The organism is Kitasatospora sp. NPDC053057, from assembly GCF_044546945.1.
In the GTDB taxonomy this organism is placed as follows: Bacteria; Actinomycetota; Actinomycetes; order Streptomycetales; family Streptomycetaceae; genus Kitasatospora.
The window spans coordinates 1-3,812 of record NZ_JBITZP010000109.1; the positions used below are offsets into that span (position 1 = coordinate 1).

At 70.5% G+C, this 3,812-nt stretch carries 3 protein-coding genes; 1 reads left to right on the top strand and 2 read right to left on the bottom strand.

Going from position 1 to position 3,812, the window contains the following annotated elements; all coding sequences use genetic code 11:
* Positions 1 to 117: 117 nt before the first annotated feature.
* Positions 118 to 1,116, bottom strand: a complete 999-nt coding sequence (locus ACIG5E_RS39115; RefSeq protein ID WP_396542030.1) for a replication-relaxation family protein — start codon at positions 1,114 to 1,116, stop codon at positions 118 to 120.
* A gap of 614 nt (positions 1,117 to 1,730) precedes the next feature.
* Positions 1,731 to 2,453 carry a hypothetical protein gene (locus ACIG5E_RS39120; protein ID WP_396542034.1) on the bottom strand — a complete coding sequence of 241 codons (723 nt, stop codon included), beginning with the start codon at positions 2,451 to 2,453 and terminating at the stop codon, positions 1,731 to 1,733.
* Positions 2,454 to 3,155: 702 nt separating this feature from the next.
* On the opposite strand from ACIG5E_RS39120, the gene ACIG5E_RS39125 reads away from it, so the two are divergent.
* Positions 3,156 to 3,398 carry a hypothetical protein gene (locus ACIG5E_RS39125; protein WP_396542032.1) on the top strand — a complete coding sequence of 81 codons (243 nt, stop codon included), beginning with the start codon at positions 3,156 to 3,158 and terminating at the stop codon, positions 3,396 to 3,398.
* The last annotated feature ends 414 nt before the right edge of the window (positions 3,399 to 3,812 follow it).

The window sequence follows — 3,812 nt, forward strand, 5'->3', positions numbered from 1 at the left end:
ATGGCGCACCCTGGCGGACGTCGAGATCGCCACCGCCGAGTGGGTCGAGTGGTTCAACGAGGCCCGGCTCTTCGGTGAACTCGGTCACATCCCACCGTCAGAATACGAAGCCAACTACTACCAACAACACCCAAACCTGCAGGTCACAGCCACAGCCTGAAGTCTCGAACGAACCCGGGGCGGTTCACCTTGCCAGTGGCGGCGGGTCATCTCGGTGAGGGCGGCCACGCGTTGGCGCAGGGCGCGGGGGCCGAGGTGGCCGAGGACGATGGCGATGGGTGGGTAGCCGGGGCGGCCGGTGGCGGGGTAGGTGCGGCGCCAGTGCTGCTCGCGGTGCTCGGGGCGGTTGCCCCACTCCAGGTAGCCGATGCTGCCGCGGGGATACGGGTTGGGCAGCGGGTGGGTGTGTTCGAAGAAGCCGCGGTAGTTGTCGATCTTCTTGGCCACGCGCGGGTTGGACTCGTTGTCGAGGTCGACCTCCACCAGGAGCACCGGGATGCGGTGGTCCGGGGCCTGGAGGACGGCGTCGGCGCGGACGGTGGGCTTGTGTGGGGTGAGATGTTCGATCTCGGTGGCCCACAGGTCGATCCGGCCGAACCCGGGTCCGACACCGGGGGCGGTGCGGTCGCCGTTGACCTGCGTGTCGGGGATGTTGGGGCCGGTGCCGCCGACCACGAAGCTGATGATGGCCTCGCTGACGGCCAGGGCGTGGCCGGCGGCGGAGCTGGCACCGGCTTTGGGGGCGATGCCGCCGATGTCCCGGCCGTCGGGGAACAGCGCACGGGCGGCGTTGCGGCCGGCGGTGGTCATCCCCCAAATGTCCCGGCCGTCCTCGCCGGTGCCGTGCTTGACGGTGAGCCGCTTCTTCTCCAGGTCGTTCAGCGCGGCGCGGGCGAACTTGTTCTCCTTCGCGTGTGGGCGTAGCAGTCGCCAGAGCTGGTGGGGGGTGACGATCTTGAGGACGGCGATGGCGCGCTGGATGTCGCGGCGTACGTCGTTGTTGGAGCCGCCCGGGTTGGTCTTGGATGCCTTGCGGGTGCGCTTGCAGGGGGCGGGGACGGCGGCCGGGCCGTCCGGGGCATCGGGTGCGGGCGGGTCGGTTGGGCGGCTGCTCACGGCGCTCCCCCTTCGCTGTCTGCGGTGCGGCTGCTGACTGCTCTGCATACCGCACGGCGCCGACAAGTCGATCACCACCGGCCCCGACCGCCAGCACCAGCCCCGGCCGCCGGCACCGACGACGACCGGCCCGCCGCACGGCCGCACGGCACCACCTGGAACGCCCGGCCGCCCGGCTGCGGCGCGAGCGCCGGGCACCCTTCCCTGGGGGCCGGGGGGACAGCCCGGGGGTGGGGCGCAGGGCAGGAGCGGCCCGGAGCGAGACCCCGAGGGAGCCGCGCTAGGCGACAGAGGGGTTGTCGGCGTTTCTGGGCGGCCTGGACAAGGGGTCTGACCTGCGCTGATGCATCGTCAAGGTGAGGGGTGACCGGAAGCGGTATCGGAAGCGGCATCGGAAGCGTGCCGACGGGCCTGTCCAGGGCCGGGACAACGTGCCGCGAGGCGATTCTCACCGGCCCGCCGGGCGGCTGCCGGGCGGGCCGGTGATGAGGATTCGGGATTTTCCCCACCCTCGCTCCTTCCCTCAAACAGTCGAACGCTGAAGCATCTGGGGACACCCGGAGAGCGAGCAGCTTGAGCCCGCCCGCAGGTGAGTGTTCGGCGATGACCGTCGCCTACGCCGACGGTGCGACCGGTGCGGGTAGGTCCAGGGCCGCGGCTAGGGCGGAGGTGACGGCAGTGGCATGGTCCGGCAGGTGCCGTGCGGCCCAGTCGGCGGCGAGCTGGAGGAAGTCGGTCAGGTCGCGCTCGGCGCCGGCGAGCAGTCGGCGCAGTTCCGTGACAGGTAGCTCGATGACCGGGCCGTCGTCCTCCGTACTCACGGTGGCTCGGCCGCCTCGCCACCACCACCGCCACCGGCCCTCACCTCGCCGGCCGTCGCCTCGCCACCATCGACGCACGTCATATCCGCCGTCGACAGTCAACCGAACGATGTCGCCGAGGCGCTCGGCGAGCGGGGAGGGGTCGTGACCGAAGGAGGCGCGGCCGGCGCCGTCAACGACCCTAAGCCAGTCGCGCCACTCCGACATACCGTTGCAGCAGCCCGGCAGCAGGGTGGTACCGGTGGTGGTGTCGGTGACCCGTAGTCCGCCGGACGCGTAGGTGCCGTCCATGGTGAGCAGTCCGTGCAGGAAGGCATCGAGCGGGTCGGCCGGCCGGGGCGGGCGGCCGTCCTCCTCGGGATCGATGTCGTTGCACTCGGCTATGCACTTCACCGCCGTGCCGACCTCGGCCGGGCCGAGCGCGCCGCTGAGCGCGAGGTACCCGTCCGATTCCGTCTCAGCCACCGGCCAGAGACTGAATCCGTCGGGGGCATAGATCACCAGAACGGGCTGCATCACGATCACCCGTGGAGTCTGCCGTATGTCCCGCCCACACCTCTTCCCAATTGCCGCGGGCTTCCTGCCACGCGAGTCAACGGCATGCTGATTGGGGGAACCAAGCTGGGCAGGTCTGGCCAGCCCGCGAGCAAGGAGTGGCTGTTTTCACCGAGCGTCATCACGGGCGGGCGGCTGCTGTGACAGTACCCCGCGAGGGCTGTGGGCACGCCGGACTTCACGCGGTCAGCTGGCCGGTCCCGGCGGTCGTCGGCGCGGGCACGGTGCGCAGCCGGGCGGGAGAGGTCGGCGGTGCCGGTGGTGGGGTGCGGGCTGGGGGAGGTACTGCGGGATGACGGCGGCCAAGTCCTCGGAGGCCTCCAGGAGGAGCGGGTCGGCGTGGGATTGTTCGAGGAGGGCCTGGGCGAGGTGGAGCGCGCTCTCCAGGACGGCGGCCGGGATGCGGACGTGGCGCAGCGCGGCGATGGCGTCGGCGGCTTGCTTGGCGGCCGCGGGGCGGGCTGTGGGGTGTCCGGGTGGCCGGTGAGACCGGGAGGCGGCGGGGTTGCTCCAAGGCGGGTTGTGGCGGTTCTGGGGCGCTGCTGGGGGCCGAGGGCGCGGGCAGCGCCGGGGCCGAGGGCGCGCCGGGCGGACGACGGGTTGCTCACGGCCGTTCAGTACCTGTCTTCAGTCCGCGTGAGCATGATCGTTAGAGTGCGCGGCATGAATCTCCGTACCAAGAAGACGCTTATGGTCTTGCTCAGAGGCGCGATCGTCCCCGGCTTGTCGACGATCTACGGTCTCGCTCGTGGCGACCACCTTGTGGTCACTCCGCTGTTCGTCGGGTTCGTGGCCTTCTTCGTGGCAAGCGCTGGTTACACGTGGTGGTGGTACGGCGATTCTCCGAAGGCCGTGGCATTGCGGGCGAAGGTGGAGGCGAAGAAGGCCGCGCGCAGCGGCCTGTAGCGTCGCGGGCACGGCAGCTGATCCGGAGCGTCGTTGAGTCATGCCGTGGTGTTCTCGCTTCAGCTGCGAGCCGGTCCCGCGTCGTTCGGCAACAGCGGGTCCGACTGGGTCAACGAGTCCGGGGTGCGGCCCGGTGGCGGTCGGTCTGCTCGCTGGGCCGGGGCGGCCGGCATCGCCGGACGCTCACCACACCAACAGCTCCCGGCAGGGTGAAAGCCCCGCCGTCCGGACCGTCACCCAAACCGCACCACCACACCACCAGCAACCAGGGCAGAGGGACAGACAGAGGGGGTTGTCGGAATTTCCGGCAGCCCAAAAATCGGGCTCTCCTGCCGCATGTGTGGGTGCGCTGATCTGCGGCTGGACGTGAAACACGCCGTCCTCTGTGATCCTTGAGGTGTCGAGACTCAAGTT

Coding starts and splice junctions, on each gene's coding strand:
- ACIG5E_RS39125 (WP_396542032.1), top strand. CDS start 3,156: ATGAATCTCCGTACCAAGAAGACGCTTATGGTCTTGCTCAGAGGCGCG.
- ACIG5E_RS39120 (WP_396542034.1), bottom strand. CDS start 2,453: ATGCAGCCCGTTCTGGTGATCTATGCCCCCGACGGATTCAGTCTCTGG.